The organism is Rhizobium sp. UFLA01-1127 (assembly GCF_059803845.1).
Genome location: NZ_JAUQTZ010000062.1, coordinates 1 through 15,174 on the forward strand (window position 1 = coordinate 1; position 15,174 = coordinate 15,174).

The 15,174-nt window shown below is 58.7% G+C and carries 18 protein-coding genes; 11 read left to right on the forward strand and 7 right to left on the reverse strand.

Going from position 1 to position 15,174, the window contains the following annotated elements:
- The 4 genes from Q4Q11_RS16850 to Q4Q11_RS16865 all read left to right on the forward strand — a co-directional run.
- Window positions 1-1,426, forward strand: a 1,426-nt coding sequence (locus Q4Q11_RS16850) for a hypothetical protein (RefSeq protein WP_498570200.1), incomplete at its 5' end; no start/stop codon positions are given.
- A gap of 52 nt (window positions 1,427-1,478) precedes the next feature.
- A complete protein-coding gene (gene csgH, locus Q4Q11_RS16855) occupies window positions 1,479-1,901 on the forward strand; it encodes a curli-like amyloid fiber formation chaperone CsgH (protein ID WP_498570201.1) in 423 nt (140 codons plus the stop codon).
- 33 nt (window positions 1,902-1,934) lie between these two features.
- Complete coding sequence (locus tag Q4Q11_RS16860) at window positions 1,935-2,570, forward strand: hypothetical protein (RefSeq protein ID WP_112507639.1); 636 nt, start codon at window positions 1,935-1,937, stop codon at window positions 2,568-2,570.
- A 29-nt stretch (window positions 2,571-2,599) separates the two neighbouring features.
- On the forward strand, window positions 2,600-2,896 hold the full coding sequence (locus tag Q4Q11_RS16865; RefSeq protein WP_112507637.1) for a curli assembly protein CsgF: 297 nt from the start codon (window positions 2,600-2,602) through the stop codon (window positions 2,894-2,896).
- A gap of 78 nt (window positions 2,897-2,974) precedes the next feature.
- Here the strand turns inward: Q4Q11_RS16865 and Q4Q11_RS16870 are convergent, their stop codons facing one another.
- Entirely contained in the window at window positions 2,975-3,376 is a 402-nt protein-coding gene (locus Q4Q11_RS16870; protein WP_498570202.1) for a hypothetical protein, read from the reverse strand.
- Window positions 3,377-3,757: 381 nt separating this feature from the next.
- Here Q4Q11_RS16870 and Q4Q11_RS16875 point away from each other — a divergent pair, with 381 nt between their 5' ends.
- Complete coding sequence (locus Q4Q11_RS16875) at window positions 3,758-4,378, forward strand: hypothetical protein (RefSeq protein WP_112507633.1); 621 nt, start codon at window positions 3,758-3,760, stop codon at window positions 4,376-4,378.
- Window positions 4,379-4,482: 104 nt separating this feature from the next.
- On the opposite strand, the gene Q4Q11_RS16880 is transcribed toward Q4Q11_RS16875, so the two are convergent.
- On the reverse strand, window positions 4,483-5,937 hold the full coding sequence (locus Q4Q11_RS16880; RefSeq protein WP_498570203.1) for an MFS transporter: 1,455 nt from the start codon (window positions 5,935-5,937) through the stop codon (window positions 4,483-4,485).
- A 112-nt stretch (window positions 5,938-6,049) separates the two neighbouring features.
- Between Q4Q11_RS16880 and Q4Q11_RS16885 the strand changes: the two genes are divergently transcribed.
- Window positions 6,050-6,925, forward strand: a complete 876-nt coding sequence (locus Q4Q11_RS16885) for a helix-turn-helix transcriptional regulator (RefSeq protein ID WP_498570204.1) — start codon at window positions 6,050-6,052, stop codon at window positions 6,923-6,925.
- A 66-nt stretch (window positions 6,926-6,991) separates the two neighbouring features.
- Here the strand turns inward: Q4Q11_RS16885 and Q4Q11_RS16890 are convergent, their stop codons facing one another.
- The 4 genes from Q4Q11_RS16890 to Q4Q11_RS16905 form a co-directional block, all read right to left on the reverse strand.
- The gene (locus Q4Q11_RS16890) at window positions 6,992-7,132 is read right to left on the reverse strand and encodes a hypothetical protein (protein WP_498570205.1); all 141 of its coding nucleotides are present in this window, start codon (window positions 7,130-7,132) and stop codon (window positions 6,992-6,994) included.
- Window positions 7,133-7,272: 140 nt separating this feature from the next.
- Window positions 7,273-7,650, reverse strand: a complete 378-nt coding sequence (locus tag Q4Q11_RS16895) for a hypothetical protein (RefSeq protein ID WP_498570206.1) — start codon at window positions 7,648-7,650, stop codon at window positions 7,273-7,275.
- A gap of 323 nt (window positions 7,651-7,973) precedes the next feature.
- Complete coding sequence (locus Q4Q11_RS16900; RefSeq protein ID WP_498570207.1) at window positions 7,974-8,189, reverse strand: hypothetical protein; 216 nt, start codon at window positions 8,187-8,189, stop codon at window positions 7,974-7,976.
- A gap of 3 nt (window positions 8,190-8,192) precedes the next feature.
- The gene (locus Q4Q11_RS16905; protein ID WP_498570208.1) at window positions 8,193-8,411 is read right to left on the reverse strand and encodes a hypothetical protein; all 219 of its coding nucleotides are present in this window, start codon (window positions 8,409-8,411) and stop codon (window positions 8,193-8,195) included.
- A 475-nt stretch (window positions 8,412-8,886) separates the two neighbouring features.
- Between Q4Q11_RS16905 and Q4Q11_RS16910 the strand changes: the two genes are divergently transcribed.
- From Q4Q11_RS16910 to ku, 5 genes are all read left to right on the forward strand, one after another.
- Window positions 8,887-9,168 (forward strand): hypothetical protein, encoded by a 282-nt coding sequence (locus Q4Q11_RS16910; RefSeq protein WP_498570209.1) that lies wholly within the window; start codon window positions 8,887-8,889, stop codon window positions 9,166-9,168.
- Window positions 9,169-9,296: 128 nt separating this feature from the next.
- Window positions 9,297-9,605 (forward strand): PepSY domain-containing protein, encoded by a 309-nt coding sequence (locus tag Q4Q11_RS16915; RefSeq protein ID WP_112507623.1) that lies wholly within the window; start codon window positions 9,297-9,299, stop codon window positions 9,603-9,605.
- A 387-nt stretch (window positions 9,606-9,992) separates the two neighbouring features.
- Complete coding sequence (locus Q4Q11_RS16920; RefSeq protein WP_112507619.1) at window positions 9,993-10,577, forward strand: DUF4337 domain-containing protein; 585 nt, start codon at window positions 9,993-9,995, stop codon at window positions 10,575-10,577.
- Window positions 10,578-11,235: 658 nt separating this feature from the next.
- The gene (locus Q4Q11_RS16925; RefSeq protein WP_113214314.1) at window positions 11,236-11,472 is read left to right on the forward strand and encodes a hypothetical protein; all 237 of its coding nucleotides are present in this window, start codon (window positions 11,236-11,238) and stop codon (window positions 11,470-11,472) included.
- Between the two features lie 265 nt (window positions 11,473-11,737).
- The gene (ku, locus tag Q4Q11_RS16930) at window positions 11,738-12,544 is read left to right on the forward strand and encodes a non-homologous end joining protein Ku (protein WP_498570210.1); all 807 of its coding nucleotides are present in this window, start codon (window positions 11,738-11,740) and stop codon (window positions 12,542-12,544) included.
- 52 nt (window positions 12,545-12,596) lie between these two features.
- Here the strand turns inward: ku and ligD are convergent, their stop codons facing one another.
- Window positions 12,597-15,173: a DNA ligase D gene (gene ligD, locus Q4Q11_RS16935; RefSeq protein ID WP_498570211.1), complete on the reverse strand. Its 2,577-nt coding sequence runs from the start codon at window positions 15,171-15,173 to the stop codon at window positions 12,597-12,599.
- Between the last annotated feature and the right edge of the window lies 1 nt (window position 15,174).

Consider the following 15,174-nt stretch of genomic DNA (forward strand, 5'->3'; position numbering starts at 1 on the left):
GGCCCTTAACAGCCAGTTCGCGTCCAATGGCGCCGAGGCTGGTATCGTCCAGGGCGGCACCGCCAACCAGGCAGCCAACATCCAGAACAATGCGATGGACAGCTCGAAGGCAACGATCGTGCAGGGTTCCGGCGGGCTCAACACGGCTGTCAACCTGCAGGACAACGTTTCCGGCGCTGATGCTTCCATCGCCCAGCAGGGATTGGGTAACCAGGCCGGCAACGTTCAGCAGGCGCAGAGCTCCAATGTCACGGCCGGCATCATCCAGCAGGGCAACGGTAACCGCGCCGTCAACAATCAAGGCCAGACGCAGACGGCCAGCTATCTCTTGAGCAAGAGCGGCCAGACGCAGCCCGCTCTGGTTTCCAGCAGACAAAATACGCAGATCGACAAATCGACCATTCATGGGCAAGGGAACGGCGTGGGTGATACCACGACGACAACGACGACGACGGACACGACGACGACCGCCGCCTATCAATGGGGGCCGATCACGGCCACCGGCACCGGCTCTGCGCCGGCCAGCAATTCGGTCGCTACCGTTGCCCAATTCGGCAACAACAATACCGCCGTCAACTCGCAGGTCGGTAAAGTTGTAGTTCCCGGCGACAATGTGATCTTGTCGGGCGACGTATCGAAGGTGACGACGACCGCGGTCAAGACGACGACGAGCGTTCAAAACGGCAATAAGCCGCCGCAGACCACCACGACGCAATCGAGCAGCTCGACGACAGCGGCTGCTTCGATCGATGACGTCAGGTCGAACCTTCCGGCCCTCGCGCCGGCGCAAAGCCTGGCGACCACAGCTTCGTCTGCCGCAATCGTCCAGAATGGCGACGACAATGCCGCGTTCAACTTCCAGACCGTGACGGCCGACGCCTTGGCTGCGACCGCGCAGCTCGGCAACAAGAACGTGGCTCTTACGAGCCAGACCGCATCTGTCGGCGTCTCGGCCGTGACCATCCAGAATGGCGGCGATCAGGCCGTTACGGTCCAGGATCATGCCTATCTGTCCGCAGCCGGCACGATCCAGACGGGCCATGACAATTTTGCCGCCACCACCCAGGTCGCAAGTCTTGGCAATGCTGCTCTGACAATCCAGAGCGGAGACAATAACGCGGCCTTCACCGACCAGTCGAACAGCTTCGGCAGCCAATCGTTGATCCTGCAGTCCGGCAACTATTCGCTGGCGCTGGTCGATCAATCCGGCGGCCTCGGCAACAAATCGCTCGTCGCCCAGGCAGGCGACTACTCCAATGCCTGGATCAGTCAGCCCGGCAGCGGCAACAACTCCGCTGTGCTGCAATATGGCATCGGTGCTGGCAACGCCGAAAACTCGGCGGTCGTCAGCCAGTCCGGCAACGGCAATAGCTCGACTGTCGTCCAGGTCGGCCGCGGTAACGTAGCCTTCGTGTCGCAGAAGTAACAGCAACCGGACGGGACGCTCTTGCGGCGCCCCGTCCTTCCGGAGAGACGAGATGTTCGGCTTCAGACGGGTCATATTGATATCGACCGCCCTTGCCGCGCCTCTTGCCGCCACACATTCAGGTGCAGCTTCGATGATCGGTCAGACCATATCGGGCGTTTCGGAAGATCCGCGCATTCACCAATGCGGTATCCGCATTGACGGTGATCGCGTCGCTGAACTCGTGCCGCTCATCGAAGCTGCAGCGGATTTCAATGGCAGCTTCGATCTCAGCATTACCAAGAGGTCCGAGGCCGGATCGAGCCAGTCGCGGCAGAGCAACCGCATAACAGCCGGCATGATCGGCGCGTCGCGTGTTCGCCTGAACCTTCCGGCCCGGATCGAAATCCTGATGAACGTCATGGATGAAGCGGGAAAAGCGGTCTGCCGCGTTCGCGATAGCGTCGATCTGCCCGCACCCACGACGAACCTTTGAACACGGATAGAATCAGAAAGCAGGTGGAAACCCATGGAACGGTCAACGAGCGTCATTACCAAGATGGCCACTGCCGCGGCTATCGCCGCCACCCTTGCCGTCGCATCGATCGCAAGGGCAGAAAATCTCCTTGTCCCGCAGGAGCAACAGAGCCCTGCACTTCTGGATTCCCAAAGGGCGGGTGCAGTCCTCAACGAACTGATGGCACCGATCCAGCCCTTCGTTGCCGGCAACAGCGGCTCGACGACCTCCGTCCAGCAGATCGGACTCAACAATTACGCAACCTCTGGCATCGACGGCCGCGGCAGCCTTGCCGTGATCGAGCAGTCCGGTGTGAACAATCGTGCCGTTCAGGCCGTCGCAGGCAATAATTCGGCTGCCCTGCTTGTCCAGGGCGGCAACGACAACTCGGTGGTGCAGGCGATCAACGGCGACAGGGACTTCCAGCTGGTCGGCGTTTCCGGCAGCAACAATCAGGTCGCTTACGTTCAGAACGGCAACGATCTTGCCGGCGCATTGAACATCGGCGGCTCCAACAACACGGTTGTTGCAATCCAGACGCCTGGAAGCGGCCGTTACCTGATGCCTGTCGGTATCAGTGGCCTTTCGAATGCGACCATCGTTATCGGTCCCGGGAAAATGTATGTATTTCCCAAATCAAATAAGTAAATATTATCTAGCGATAGAAGGAGATATCTATGCGTATGCTTATCAATACTGTTGCGCTGACCGCCATGATCGCGGCGGTGGCCGGCGCTGCTTGTGCATCGCAGCTCGTCTACAAGCCGGTCAATCCTGCCTTTGGCGGCGATCCGCAGAACGGAAACTGGCTGCTGTCGCAGGCAAGCGCGCAGGGCAAGGCTGCCCAGAGCTCGAGCAGCCCGAGCTTCTCCATCGACTTCCCCAGCTTCGGCAGCACGTCGCCAACGTCCTCGACGCCGACGACGACCCTGCCGAACGTTAATACCAACACCAACACGACGCCCACCAACTGAGCTGTCCAAGGTTTAACCGACGCTTAAAGGGAGCCGCTGTCAGGCAGCGCTCCCTTTCGGCGTTGTCTGACAAAGCAATCAGCGTTGGCGGATGATCGCAACGTTGTTGTTGCCGCGTTGCGAGATGAAGGCTTGATGGTTGTTACCGACCTGCGTGATCGAAGCGGTGTTCATACTGCCGCCTTGCTGAATAAGGCCTGCGTTGCCGGAACCGGTCTGATCGATCGACGCGACGTTCAACTGGCCGATCTGCAGCGTATCCGCCAGATTCCCGGCTGTTGGGCGCATATCGGCTGTCGGCATGGCTGATACGAGATCGAGCACCGGCTTCATGATCGAGGCGGTGTCCAGCATCGAAACGCCGGCACTGCTCGCCTGTTTCACGAATGCCGGGGACGACATATAGGTGTCCGCAGCAAAGCTTTCCTGAGCGAAGAGACTGCCAATAAGCATGGCGGAAATTGCAACTATATTCTTCATTATTATCTCCCTGTGTTTATACTCACAGGTATACGTGCGATTCATTAAAATACTGGTCGCTGTATTTGGTTAAGAAGGTCTATCGCCTCTGAGCCGCGGTTCGAACCCCCATCCGCCAATGTTACCGGACGCGCAGTGGCGCCGGATGAATGCGCAGGGCATCCCGGGATCGAGTGCGCGGCAGACCGCGGCTTTTGCCCGCTTTCGATGGGGCAGGCGGAGTTTGCTCTATCGATCGGTTTCGTGTATGGGCTCTTGATTATAATGGCTGAAATTAATCGCAGGCTGTGGCCACGAGTTTTAAGATCAGAGAAGATAAGCCTCTCGTCCGAATAGATCGTCCATCACAGCGATTTCGTAACCTAATGAATAAACGAGCACATGGCTAAGCAAACAAAGCCCTTCATCTTGGAAATCAAAACCTCCCGCCGAACGAAAGCAAAACCAGCCGGACAGGCGAAATCGATCTGGGGCGAACTTGCCTCGGACCTCAGGCAAAATCTGACAAAAGAGCAGGAGGTGCCGGAAGGTTCGCCTGTTCTCGAAAGCTGTCCGGACCAATCCGATCCTGTCCCTGCTGTCGCCACGGATTCCGGCCAGGAGGCGGCATTGCCGCCAGGCTCGCAGTTTTTGGAAAAATGGATCGCGAAAAAGGCGAAAAGGCCTAAGACCGGTTCACAGGATGTCATAGCGACATTCCTTGCGCGAATTGAACAGCAGAAGCAGCTTCTTGCCGAATATCAATCGGATACTGCCGGCTTTGCGCGCTGGCGCTCGGCCTGGTTTCGAAAGGTGGATGGCGGCTTCGGCGTGAGCATCAGCCATGATTCCGTCGATGCCGGCGGCGGTCTGCGATACGTTGTCGTCGACACCGTTCACGATGTGTCTGCGTTTCTCGACGACCTCGGCCACCACGCGCAAACCGATACAGGTTTTCAGCGCGCATTGAGCGAGAATCGTACGCAACGTGCCGGACGTCGGTCCGGTACACGCGCCATGTGAAGCTTCCATTCCATGTGGGTTGAGGCCAAATGCCTGGCCTCAACCGTCCGTTCGGCCGATTGCGCCATTTCGTGGCGCCAAATCCGGCGGAGCCGCCGGCCCGGTCATTCGGGTGCAACGATCAGCGTGTCCTCGATCTGGACCGCTTCTTCGGGAAGGGCGCGCTGCCGCGCCAGCCGCAGAAGCGTCGCCATCAGCAGGATGGCCATCAGCCCGAGTTCAACCGCGATGGCGGTGACGCCCGCTGCCAGGTAGACACTCGAATATTGCAGGACCTGCGCAAATACGGCCCCCAGGATCGCGGGTCCGAGGCCAAGCGAAACCTGCTGCATGGTCGCAAGCATGGCGCTGCCCGCGCCGGCATGTTCATGCGGCACGTCCGTTAGCCCAAGCCGGTAGAAACTGTTGACGATCAAGGCCTGACCGAAGCCGATCAGCACGGTGGACGGGATGAGGTTGATGACGCCCGGTTGCGGCCAGACCGTTTCGAGCGTCACGATGAGCAGAGCGAGCCCGGCCATCTGGATCACGCAGCCCATCGCCAGCATGAGCTCCCGGCGCATGTTCGCAAGCCGACGCGTAACGAAGGCGGCCGAGAAAAAATAAGAGCCGCCGAGCGCGATCAAGGCATTGCCTGATTGCAGCGGTGTCAGCCCGGCACCCGCCTGCAGCGTCAGGGCGAAGACGAACATGAAGCCGCTCCAGCAGGTGAAGAAGATGACGGCGATCAGCCCTCCGAACCGCATGCTGGAGATGCGCGTGAGCGACGGAGGCAGGATCGGGAAGGCGCCGCGCGCCTCCTTGGCTCGTTCAATGCGCCAGAGGAGTGCGGCCAGCGGCAGGATCGGCACGAAGCCCAGCAGGCAGAGCCAATTCCAGTGAAGCGACGGGCCGAGCGCGGTCGGAAGCAGGACCGAGAGCGTCAGCAATGCCAGCGTGATCATGCCGGACCAATCCACCGGAACCCTGCCTTGGCCGCGCGTCTCGGGGACATGGCGCCACGTGCTGAGCAGAACCAGGATGCAGATCGGCAAATTGATGAGAAAGATGCTGCGCCAGCCGGAACCGGCGATGTCAGCCGAGATCAGGAATCCGCCGAGAACCTGGCCGACGATGAAGGCGATGCCGCCGATCGCGCTGTAAAGCGAAACCGCGCGGGCGTGATCGCGTCCGGTCAGGCTGACATGGATCGTCGCCAGCACTTGAGGCACCATGAGTGCGGCCGCAATCCCCTGCAGCGCGCGGGCAATGATGAGAAAGGCGACTGATGTCGCCACCCCGCAAAGCAGCGAGGCAAGGCAGAACATCAGGACGGCAAGGCCGAACATGCGCCTGCGGCCGAAATTGTCGCCAAGGCGGCCGCCCATCGCCAGGCAGACGGCAAAGGCGACGCCATAGGCGGCCACGAAGAGTTCGAGCTCGGTCTCGCCGGCGTGCAGCGAGGCGGAGATGGCGGCAAGGCCGACATTGATGATGGAAAAATCGAGCTGCAGCAGCAATTGCCCGGCAAGCAGGATCATCAGGCCGAATTGGCCAAGCCGGATTGGTGCGGATGACATGGGGACCTCAAAGGATTTCCAGAACTGAGTCCACAGCGTTCTACACCTATGCTAAACTGGTACAAGATACCTGTTTAGACTGGTATAAAAAGTGTCAGGCTGGAGAGTGGAAATGCACGGTACGCTCGATATCGCCCCCAATCAGGCGCTCTCGCGGGCGCAGGAACTGGGTGAAATGCTGAGAAGGCGGCGGGAAAGCCTCGATCCGCAACGACTGGGCCTTGGCCGCGCGGGGCGGATTCGTACACCCGGATTGAGGCGGGAGGAAGTGGCGTCGCGTGCCGATATCGGCATCACCTGGTATACGAAGCTCGAGCAGGGCCGACCGATCCGGGTTTCCCCGCGCGTCCTTCTCTCCGTTGCGCATGCCCTGGAGTTCAACGAAGTCGAGACGGAGCACCTGTTCAGATTGGCCAATCTGCCGGTGCCGCCCCGGTTGGAAAATCCAAGGGTCTGTGAGCCGCTCACCATGGCCAGCCAATCCATTCTCGATCAGCTTTGCCCTTACCCGGCCCTGATCCAGACGAAGCGTTACAATATACGCGGCTTCAACGAGGCCTATCGCCGTCTTGTCGGGGTCGATCTCGATGCGATCCCGCTTGAAGACCGGAACTGCATCTACCTGTCTCTCGTCAATCCCGCTTGGCGCGCCAGCCAGGTCAATCCCGATGAGGTACTGGCCAGCATGGCAGCGCTCTTCCGCGCCTCCATGGCCGAGCACCTCGACGATCCGGCCTGGGAGCGGCAGCTGGAGCGCTATATGAGCGTCTCCGATCAATTCCGTATCGTCTGGGACCGCTATCAGCTCAAAGGCATCGAGAATGTCGTAAAGCGGTTCCGCCTGGCCGACGGCACGATCCTTGCCTTGCAATCCAACAATTGGTGGGCAAGTCCCAGCAACGACGACCGCATGATCGTCTATACGCCGATCGACGAGGCCGGGGCCGAGAGGCTGAAAGCCATGATGAAGCGCAAGCGGACCTGCTGACTCGTAAGGCGAGGGATATGCGTAACAAATAATTCGATGTCGAGGCTGCGTCGCCGACATCAGGCTTTACAAGGCGGCTTTCACTTTCAGGGCAACGTCCGTGCTCACCCATGTCGTCCAGATGTCCTCATGGGTCTTCAGGAAATGTCTGGCCGTATCTTCGTTGGTGCCCTGATTGTCACTCTGCCAGGCGAGAACGTTGTTCACCACATCGTTCGTCCATTTCCGCTTTTTCATCGTGGTCGGGATGCGTACGGATTACTGCCACATGCATCTCCGGGGCATGTGCTGGCGGCATGAAGTTTCGTGCTCTCCCACAGGAAATGAGACGGCACTCCCGCGCGTCGTCAGACTTCCATCACGTCTTCGAATGCTTCGGGGAAATTTTCGCGCGCCAGTTTTTCGTTGATGACGAGCATGGCTTCATAGGAAGCCGGATCGAAATCCTTGTCCGCCGGCATGACTTCGCGTTCGAAGAGCAGATTGATGCGAGCGGCGTCCAGATTGCCGCGTTCGAAAGGTTCCGCCCCGAAATGATGCCAGAGCGCGTGCAGGAATGCGGCATCGATCCGGTGTTCCTGCGATCCCGGCCGCGCACGGCGAGGCAACTTCTTGATCGGTGTCACGCCCTTCGGGTTTGCGCGGCGAATGGTAAACTGGACGCCTGTTCCGGGCATGCCGGATGGAAAGCCGCGGTGTTTCGTCATGTCGGGAAGCTTACCCACGGCTGTTGCTCCTGTCTTGCCATAGAATAGGGCCGATGCTTCTTCGGAGTTCTGGGCAACTCGACGGAGAAGGCGACGGACGTGCACTCTTTCGTGATTTCCGGCGCTCAGTCAATCCCGAGACGTATCTCCCGCCTTGCCCGCGAGGTTTCCGTGGTCCCGAGTTCGCATCTGCGACCTCATCCGGAGCTGCACTCGGATCTTCGATTATTTCCTCGGAGCCTATCAGGAGGCGTTTCATCTGCTTCCCGCAGATAGATCTGCATCGCTCGGACCAGGCGTGCCGTTCTGTACGACATGGATTTGCCCGACCGGGCTTCGGTTTATGAATGCATCACACGAGGCGATGATTTGATTTTTTCAGCACTGTTCGCGGCAATATTGATGATTGCCAGAAGAACGGATTCTTGATCCCAGCCGGCCTTCCATGCCGCGTTGAACAAGCCTTCGACAGAAGGCTCAAGTGCGAATATGCACGCCTCCATGTATCGCGTTCTCGATGTTTCGCTTGCTGGCGGTGTATTTGTGGCTGCCTTCAATTCTCAACTCCATCGACTGTCTGTTCCGAACTGGAACATGTTTTGATCGATGCGTATTTTCATACTTTCCATATCTGCAGTCACTTTCTTGATAAGCGGAATGCAGCCATAGCTCATCTTGCTGCTGATTTTGTTGTGACCATCCGAGAGCAGGCTGTTGTTTTTTGTCCATTTATCATCGCCGCTGGCGGTCGGGGGGCGTTCGTCTTGTCGTTGGAGCAAGCGCAGGGTCGATCCTGGTAATATCAGCAGCGGAGTGAATGCTCATGCGAACTTCCTTCACAAAACATCTGTCGTCCCCGGTGCGGTTGTCTCCCGCAAATCATCGCGCACTACAATATCGTCACAATCTCACCTTTCCACAGCCATAGGACCTATGCCTTTCATGTTCAGACCATAGTCTGAATCACCGTCTGAGACGGCTCTCTGGCCTCCATTATTCGAACGAAAAATCAGCCCCGCGTCGTCATGGCGCCACCTTGATTTAGGGGGAATCGCCAGGCGCGACGCATCTGTCCCAGGCTCCGCCGGCCAGCATTGGCTCGGTCGGCAATCCTTGGCTCCGCTCACGGAGTGGACGGGCTGCGGTTGCGCCGATCCCAGACCCGATCATTAAAATTCAGCCGACTATTTATACCATTGGGCAAGCCGCATGCTGCTACCGGGATTACGTTGGATCAACAACGAGAAATCCTAAATGCGACAAACACATGATGTGGTTGGCGGCGCGCGCAGGGCAATGAGTGGCCTGGCTGACAATCTTATGGTTCTGATCACAGCGGGCTATCCGCCGGCGGTCATTGTCACGACGCTCATGGGGGAGGCGGCTCTGGCTTTCCCGGGCCTGCGCGATCCAGATCTCATGAAGGTGATCGATCATCTTTTGCGGGCGGAGGAATACAGGTTTGCGCCTTCCTCCAAGGTCATCCGATTTCCAAAACCTCATGCCATCAGAGAAGCAGCTGGGCAGATGCAATGATCGGTCGGATTTCTCGCAATGTCGGCGTCGAAGACTATCAGCGCATGAATCCGGCTCTTGATTATTTGCCGTGAAACAGCGAGAGAAAATTGTGAAGACACGATTCCTATAACCTTTTCGGATGCCCCATGTTCAAGAACCTTGCCGTAACGGCGATTGCAGTAGTGACGCTCATGTCAGCAACACCATCGTTCTCACAAAGTATCGAGATCGGTCCTGGCGGTGTGCGCGTCAATCCCGGCATGGAGCCGCCGCCCGTCGACATGGGTATCAGCGAACGTCAGGCCATCCGTATTGCGCGGGGTGAAGGGGTGCGCGAGGTAGATGATGTCGCGCGCAGGCGAAATGTCTTCATCGTGCGGGGTTCGGACAGCGACGGCGACGATATAAAGGTTGTCATCGACCGGCGTACGGGTGAAGTTCTTTCGGTTGAGTAAGTGCCCTTTCGCTTACCATTCGATGAGCATAGATCAGTAGAGCATGCCGAAAAGCGTCAAGGGATTTCGGACGACATCATGCTCTACTTCTCCTATTCCAGAGCGGATTCAGATTTTAGGTCGAATGGATCCAAAATCATCCGGCTCTGGCGTGACGCTCCATCGCTCGCTGCGTTTTTTACGGAATGAGGCAGCCGCTGCGGCGTGAGCTCGCACGGTCCAGTCAGGCTCCCGTCTGAAACCCATCCTTGATGAGATGACGGTACCAGTATTCTGTTTGAAAGCCATCCCGACGACAGGCCGGCTATTGAGATCGCAACTTGGCCACGCCATGATCGCTCAACGATCCGCGCAGCAATGCCGGTTTTCAATTTTCGGAGTTGCATGATGCCTGAAGAGATTGAGGTCGATACCGATAAATTGCGGGAGGCGATCGATGAGGAGATCGAGAAAAAGTCCGCCTCGCTGCTACGCTCGATCGCTTTGACGACGGCGTTCTTTGCCGCTCTTGCGGCGCTCGGCTCGCTTCTGGCAGGTGGAACTATCAACGAGGCGTTGGCTCTCAAGACCGAGGCCACGCAAAAGCAAGCCCAGGCCTCCGATCAGTGGGCCTATTATCAGGCAAAAGGCATCAAGGCCGCGATCCTCGAGGCGCAGAAGGGGCTTCTGGTTGCTGACGGCAAGCCGGCATCGCCTGATCTTGATAAGACACTCCAAAGATACGCGGACGAGCAAAAAGCTGCCAGCGTTCAAGCGCAGGAGCTCGAAAAGGCGAGAGATCGGAAGGATGACGAAGCCAATGAGCTTATTCATCACCACCACTTGTATGCATATGCGGTCGCCATGTTGCAGGTATCGATTGCTTTAGGGGCGGTGGCGGCACTCACCCGGAAGCGCTTTGTGTGGTGGGGCTCTTCGGCTCTGGGCCTGATGGGAGGAGCGCTCTGCCTGTGGACCTGGGCAGCCGGCTGAACCAGGCTGCGGCGCATTTGTAGAACGAGCAAGAGGCAAAAGAGCATGCAGCTATTCGCCCTTTGCAAGGGAGGCAGGCGAATCTGGGCGTTCATTAGGTGCTTCTGATCGACTAGATAAGCGTCCTTCAACGTCAAAGGAACAAGATGTCTGAACGTCCACGCGCGCTAGAGTCGACACGGCATTGCATAGCGGACCGAAAGCCTAAAGGCACCATCGTTTACGTGGCGGTCGCCGTCGTTGCGGTCATCATCGGGTTGACTTCCGGGCGGCACGAGAACTCCGCGCCGCCAGAGCCGCAAATTGCGAAGTTGGTTCGCTAGCAGGCCGTTGAAGACGCCCGCTTGCGAGCGACGAAGCCCGCTTCATCTTTATGGAGGCAGATTTGCCCGATGGCGGATCTCGAACGGTTTATCTGCCTCAGGCTTTGGTAAATGCCAGGACTAAACGCCTGGCTCCGCACGTGTCAAAGCTTGGTGCTCTCCTGCCGATCGACGCTCGACTTCCGGGTGTGAGTCCAACCTGCAACAGCCCTCGGACAATCGACCGGCTGGCCAATTTGGCACTGGACCTTTTTCGCCCACTCAGGCTATTCGCTGAGTAGCGGAATGATTTGAACGCGCATGATGGCCGCTTCATCTCCGCAAAAGGATAGGTCATGACGGCGCAGATTGTCGCGGCTTGGGCGGCACAGAACGGATTTAATTTACTCGATTCTTGGAAGTATCGTCGCAGTGACGATGTGCGTACAATTACGATCGAAATAAAAAAGCGTTCGGTAGTGCTGATCGATGAGAGGGCCGGTTTGCGCCCACGGATCGTTTCCACATTGTTCAAAGATTTGTTTTTCGGCAGCCCAACTGGCAAGCTCGAGCGGTTCTTGCTGGATTGTTGAAGGGCAGACGGCAAGCGTTCCGATTTTCAAATCATACGCTCTGCCATGCCGGATCCGCCATCTTGGGAGCCTGCTGTATGAATGGCTCCGTCGCGGGTGAGCGCAAAAGCGGTGTGCTTGATCCGAGAGCACCATCATGCCGGACGAGATTTGCCATTTCCCGCCGCCACATGCCGGCCGCTTCTCACCTGAACTTGCAATAATCTATCGGGAAGCGGAACCAAGCACGGCCGAGACGGGTTTCTTTCGATCCTGGAGAAAACCTATGGCGCCGCGCTCTTTCTGGAAAGGCTATCTCAAACTCTCGCTGGTGACCTGCCCTGTCGCCATGGCGCCGGCGACCAGCGACAATGAGAAGGTTCGCTTTCATACTCTCAACAGAAATACGGGCAACCGCATCGTCAGCCGGTATGTGGATTCCGTCACCGGCAAGGCGGTCGATGAAGATGACGAGGTCAAGGGATATGAGCGTGGCGAAGGTGACTACGTCATGCTTGAGGATGAAGAGCTCGACGCGGTCGCCCTGGAAAGCACCCGAACGATCGAAATCGAGATGTTCGTGCCCCGCGATAGCCTGGAATGGGTCTGGTTCGATGCGCCGCACTACCTGACGCCGAACGATACCGTTGGCGAAGAGGCTTACTGCGTCATCCGCGACGCAATGGCGGCGAGCGGCATGGTCGGCATTTCCCGCCTCGTCATGTATCGCCGTGAACGTGCCGTCATGCTGGAGCCGCGAGACAGAGGGATCGTCCTTTGGACCCTGCGATTTGGCGACGAGGTCCGCGATGAAAAGGATTATTTCGAAGATATCGAAACAAAACCCGTCGACGCCAAGCTGATGAAGCTTGTCCGGGAGCTGATAGAAGAGCGTACAAAGCCATGGGACCCCGACATGGTCTCCGATCCCGTCCAGGACAAGCTTCTCGATATCATCGCTTCCAGGAAAAAAGGCCGCAAGCCTCCCGCCAGGGCAAAGGTGGAGGAAACGTCCGCTCCGGGCAATGTCATCAATATCATGGACGCGCTTCGAAAGAGCCTTTCGCGGGAAAAGGGTGTCCGGAAGCGGTAGTCCGCGTGGTGGGGCTTTTGCTCCGGGAATTGCGCTCTGTGACGGACGCCTGTCACGAGCCGGGTTTCCGTTTGGGATCAGTCTGGCGCAGCGGTACGGCCGCACGCCGGAAGTCGGCCCAGGGGTCCGATCGGAATGCCGCAAGCCGCGACGATACGTTGAGCACGGTGAAATAGTCCGGGCCGATGGCGGAGTTCAATTCTTCCCACGACAGAGGCATGGAGACGGCGGCTCCCGGACGAGCGCGGGTCGAATAGGGCGCGACCGCGGTCGAGCCTCGCTGATTTCGAAGATAATCGACAAGGATCTTGCCGCGGCGTTTCGATTTGGTGATGGTCGAGACGTAACGATCGGGGCTGTCTGCCGCCATCGCATCGGCGATGCCCTTCGTGAAGGCCTTGACGGCAGGCCATTCGGCCTTGGCAACGAGCGGGCAAACGATGTGCAGTCCCTTGCCGCCGGATGTCTTGACGAAGGGAACGAGACCCGCCCGTTTCAGCCGTTCGCCCGTCTCTTCCGCAGCCGCGACGACCTCGGTCCATGCGACGTTCGGACCGGGATCGAGATCCATGATGATCGTGTCAGGCTTTTCCCAATTGCCGACCATGGATCCCCAGGGGTGGATCTCGAGGACGGCCGCCTGCACGAGGCCGATCAGGCCGTTCAGATCATTAATGCTCACATAGGGCTCTTCGTCTCGCGGGTCCTTTGCCAATGCGATGTTCCGGTTCATGCCTTTCCAGGCGTGCTTCTGGAAGAAATGCTGGCCGCCGATCCCGTTCGGGCAGCGCACGAGCGCGAGCGGCCGGCCGACGACAAAAGGTCCCATGTAGCGCCAGACCTCGGTGTAGTAATCCGCAAGTCCCGTCTTGGTCACGCCCTCGTCCGGCCAGTAGAGGCGATCGCCGTGGGTCAGGGATACGCTGCTTCGTGCGGGTTTCCCGGCTGATGCTTTGCCGGCGGATTTCGGTGTTTCCCGAACGATATCGAGTGGGTTCTTGTCTTCTCTCAGGCCGCGGAAGGAGGCATGGCGCAGATGGCCGTCTGCAGTCCAGGCGCGGAATTCGACTTCTGCGACCAGGTCGGGCCGTGTGAAGCGGACGCCGCGATGTTCTTCCGCCGTCAGCTTGGATGCGAAAGGACTTTCCTCCGCTTTCAGGCGGCTGAGCCTTTTGAACAGCTGTTCGGCGACCGTGTGCGTATATCCCGTTCCGACACGGCCGACGTGCTCCAGCTTGCCATGCTCGTAGACGCCGAGAACCAGGGAGCCGATCGCGTTTCGCGATGTCGTCGACGGCACCCAGCCGCCTATGACGAATTCCTGCCGTGACGAACATTTCGATTTGACCCATGTCTTGCTGCGGCCGGAGCGATAGGGATCGTCGGCGACCTTGGAGACGATCCCTTCCAGACTCAACCGGCAGGCATGGCTCAGCAGCAGATCGCCGTTTTCATCAAAATGACTGCTGAAGCGGAGTATCCCGGTTTCCGAGGGAATGATCTTCCGCAGCAATTCCTTGCGGCTGATCAAAGGACAGGCGGTAAGATCGTAGCCGTCGAGGTGGATGAGATCGAACGCGTAGAAGACGAAGCGGTCGCTGCGTCCTTCGCTGAGGTCGGCCTGCAGGGCGGAAAAGTCGGAGGCGCCGGCGGCGGGCTCGACTACCAGTTCGCCATCGATGATGGCCGTGCCGACCGGGAGAGCCTTGAAGGCGCCGACGATCCCCTTGCCGAACTTCTGGGTCCAGTCGAGGCCGCTGCGCGTCAGCAGCTTGCTGCGGCCTGCCTCGATGCGAACCTCGAGCCGGTAGCCGTCGAATTTGATTTCGTGGAGCCAGCGCTTGCCTTTGGGTGGCTTGGAGACCAGTGTCGCCAGGGCAGGCTCGACAAAGACCGGCAGGGCGGCTTTCCTTGCTCCCTTCAAGGAAGAGGGATCGACAGGCTCTCTATCGGTCTCCGGTGCGGTCTTGTCCGATGTCGTCCCAAGAGAGCCGTTCCCCGTTCTCGTCGGTCCGCGATCGATCTTACCCGTCTTCGAGGACCAGCCCGGCTTCTCGCCCTCGACTTCGTCGATGATCCGTCCGGTCTTGGCCGATTCCGGTCGTTCTTCCAGGATATCGGGCGCTCCTTCCGGGCGGGCCGCGTCATCGTCTCCCTTGATCAGCAGCCAGTTTTCGCGCTTTTCGCGCGGCTTTCCCGCCATGCGGATCAGGTGCCAGCGCCCGCCCAGCTTTTTACCGTGAAGCTCGAATTCGAGATGTCCCTTGGTCAATCCCCTGTGCGGATCACCAATTGCCGTCCATGAGCCTCTGTCCCAGACGATGACGGTTCCGCCGCCATACTCGCCCTTTGGTATCGTACCTTCGAAATCGCCATAGTCCAGGGGATGATCCTCGGTTTGGACCGCCAGCCGCTTTTCGCCGGCGACCAGGCTCGGCCCCTTGGTCACCGCCCAGCTTTTCAGCACGCCATCCAGCTCGAGGCGGAAATCATAGTGGAGCCGGCGCGCGTCATGCTTCTGGATGACGAAACTGTTGCCGATCGACGCGGCTTTTCTTCTGCTTGTGCGACCTTTTGGTTCCGATGTCTTGGTGAAATCGCGTTTGCGGTTGTAGGTCTCCAATGCCATG